The organism is Micromonospora sp. CV4 (genome assembly GCF_003667455.1).
Taxonomy (GTDB): Bacteria; Actinomycetota; Actinomycetes; order Mycobacteriales; family Micromonosporaceae; genus Micromonospora.
Window position 1 is genome coordinate 1 of sequence record NZ_RCVI01000081.1, and the last position, 2,974, is coordinate 2,974.

A 2,974-nucleotide genomic window follows, 5' to 3' on the forward strand; every position below is an offset into this window, starting at 1 on the left:
TCCTCGTCCTGTCCCTCGCCACCGCCGCCGTGCTCGCGTCCACCGCCACGGCGACCGCCGCCCCCGCCGCGCCCGTGGCCGCCCCCGTACAAGTGGCCGCCGCGGCCGCCAACCCGGTCATCGTGGTCGGCGGGCTCAGCGGCATCGCCGTCGCGTACGAGCCCATCGCCGCCCGGCTCCGTAGCGACGGCTACCGGACCTTCATCTACCAACTGCCCGGGCTGGGCCTCGGGGACATCCCCGCCTCCGCCCGCGCGTTCGCCGGCTACGTCAACCAGGTACGCGCCAGCACCGGCGCGGCGACCGTGGACGTGGTCGCCCACTCCGAGGGTGGCCTCGTCGCCCGCTACTACCTCAAGCGGCTCGGCGGCACCGCCACCGTCGGCCGGTACGTCAGCCTGGGCTCGCCGCAGTACGGCACCTACGTGGCAGACATCCTGGCGTTCCTCGGCCTCGGCAGCTGCGCCGGCATCGTGGCGTGCCAGCAGATGACCATCGCCTCCGCCTTCCTCGCCGACCTCAACGCCGGCGACGACACCCCGGGTTCGGTGCGCTACACCACCATCCGCACCCTCCAGGACGAGCTGGTCCGGCCGACCGGGAACGCCGCCGTCAACGACGGCGCGACCAACGTGCTGATCCAGGCGTACTGCCCCGTGCGGGTGGTCGGGCACCTCGGACTGGTGCTCGACGGCACCGCGTACACCATCGTGCGGGGCGCCCTCGTCGACGGCCCGGTGCGACCCAACTGCCTCGCCCTCTGAACGGCCCGCGCGGGTGGTCCGGGCCCGGACCACCCGCGCGGGGCGCGGTCGAGGCCGCTCAGGTCGCCTTGGCCAGCGCCTCGAACTCGTCGTCGGTGAGCTGCACCTCCGCGGCGGCCACGTTCTCCTCCAGGTGCGCCACCGAGGACGTGCCGGGGATCGGCAGCATCACCGGCGACCGGCGCAGCAGCCAGGCCAGCGCCAGCTGCGCCGGCGACGCGCTGTGCGCGGCGGCGATCGTGTCCAGCGGCCCGCCCGGGCGCGCCAGCTCACCGGTGGCGATCGGGAACCACGGAATGAACGCGAGGTCGTTGCGCTCGCAGTACTCCAGCACGTCCTCGGCGCTGCGGTTGGCGAGGTTGTACAGGTTCTGCACCGAGACGATCGAGGTGATCGCGCGGGACTCCTCGATCTGCGCGACCGTCACCTCGGACAGGCCGATGTGCCGGATCTTGCCCTCCTGCTGCAACAGCGCCAGCTCGCCCAGCTGATCGGCGAGCGGCACCTGCGGGTCGATCCGGTGCAGCTGGTAGAGCGGAATCGTGTCCAGGCCGAGGTGCCGCAGGCTCAGCTCACACTGCTGGCGCAGGTACTCCGGGCGGCCCACCACGCGCCAGTCGCCCGGCCCGGCCCGGGTGAAGCCACCCTTCGTCGCGATGACCAGGTCGTCGGCGTACGGGTGCAGAGCCTCGCGGATCAGCAGCTCGGAGACGAACGGGCCGTACGAGTCGGCGGTGTCGATGAACGTCACGCCCAGCTCGACCGCCCGGCGCAGCACCCGGACCGCCTCGGCGGGGTCCTTCGGGTCACCCCAGACGCCCGGCCCGGTGAGCTGCATCGCCCCGTAGCCGAGACGGTCGACGGCGAGGTCGCCGCCGATCCGGTAGCTGCCGGAAGCCTTCGCGGGTTGCTTGCTGACATCGGTCGCCATACGCGGTTCCCCAATCGTGTCGTCGTGGCGGGAACAAGAGCAGCCCGCCACCAACTGATGATCCCCCGAACAGCGGCGTCCTATCCCCGGCGCGCCGGCCCGCCTGCTGTGGGCGCGGACACGGTGGCCGCACGACAGATCCGGTTTGTTCCCCTCCTGCCGCTGGCGCGTCCCGTGTCCGGTCTGCTACGCCTGATCCCAGTCGGTGCGGCCGACCGGGGGAGGCGCGATGTGGCGACGGTTCAGGTCCGACCCGGTGGGTCGGCTGCGGGAGCGGCTGGACCGCTTCGGCGCCACGACGGACCCCCGGGCGGTGCTCGACTCCGGCGCCATCCGCGACGCCGAGGCGGTCATCGAGTTCGTGACCGCCACGCCCACCGACGGGCCGCTGCCGGGACCGGTCGCCGAGGGCTTCTTCCTCCTGGCCTGCCTGCACTGGTACCGCTACCAGCTGCTGCCGTCCGGCGAGGACGCCGACGAACTCGTCCAGGCGGTCAGGCTCACCGAGTTCCTGCTGCGCTTCGCCCCGGAACGGGTGCCGCCGTCGCTGCTGGCCATGCTGCACACACACCGACCGCCGCCGGACTCCGGCCGGGTCCCCGGACCGCGGGTTCCCGGCGGGCGTACGGCCGGTCCGGCCGACGGCGAGGCCGGCGCGCTGTTCGTCGAGGCCGTCATGCTGATGGCCGCCGCGGAGAACAACCGTGACTACCGGGGTGCCGACCAGGCTGCGGCGCTGCTGCGCCGGGCGGTGGACGGCACGCCCGCGGGCGTGCCGGAGCGGCTGCACTACCTGTCCGCCCTCGGCAAGGTGCACCGCGACCAGTTCCAGCACCTCGGCCGGCGGCGCGCGCTGCCGTCGGCGATCGAGGCGCACCGGGAGAGCCTGGAGTCGACCCCGGCCGGCGATCCGGAACGTGCGGTCCGGCTGTTCAACCTCGGCAACGTGCTCGGCGACCGGTACGAGGTCGACGGCGCCCCGGCCGACCTGGACGAATCGATCATGCTGCTCCGGGACGCGTCCCGAGCCACCGGCGGCAGCGCCCCGGTGCGCGCCATGGCGCTGGCCAACCTCGGGCAGCGGCTGCGCGACCGGTGGCGTCTGCGGGGCCGGCCGTCCGACCTCGACGAGGCGGTCGACTCGTTCGCCGCCGCCCGAGCCGCCGGCGACCCGCGCGTCGCCGCGCTGCACGGCACGGCGCTCGCCGAACGGTTCCTGCGCGACCGGGCGCCCGCCGACCGGGACGCGGCGATCGAGGCGTACCGGTCGGCGTTGACC

3 protein-coding genes are annotated in these 2,974 nt (G+C 73.9%); 2 read left to right on the plus strand and 1 reads right to left on the minus strand.

The annotated features are described in order from the left end of the window. The first annotated feature begins 8 nt into the window (after positions 1 to 8). A complete protein-coding gene (locus EAD98_RS00520; protein ID WP_233583660.1) occupies positions 9 to 764 on the plus strand; it encodes an alpha/beta fold hydrolase in 756 nt (251 codons plus the stop codon). Between the two features lie 58 nt (positions 765 to 822). Here the strand turns inward: EAD98_RS00520 and EAD98_RS00525 are convergent, their stop codons facing one another. Continuing rightward, the gene (locus EAD98_RS00525) at positions 823 to 1,695 is read right to left on the minus strand and encodes an aldo/keto reductase (RefSeq protein ID WP_121652141.1); all 873 of its coding nucleotides are present in this window, start codon (positions 1,693 to 1,695) and stop codon (positions 823 to 825) included. Between the two features lie 229 nt (positions 1,696 to 1,924). Here EAD98_RS00525 and EAD98_RS00530 point away from each other — a divergent pair. Further along, positions 1,925 to 2,974 (plus strand): hypothetical protein (locus EAD98_RS00530; protein WP_199723184.1); only part of this gene is annotated, 1,050 nt, incomplete at its 3' end.

Excerpts from the sequence above, each read along its gene's own strand:
- EAD98_RS00525 (WP_121652141.1), bottom strand. The coding sequence starts at position 1,695 with ATGGCGACCGATGTCAGCAAGCAACCCGCGAAGGCTTCCGGCAGCTAC.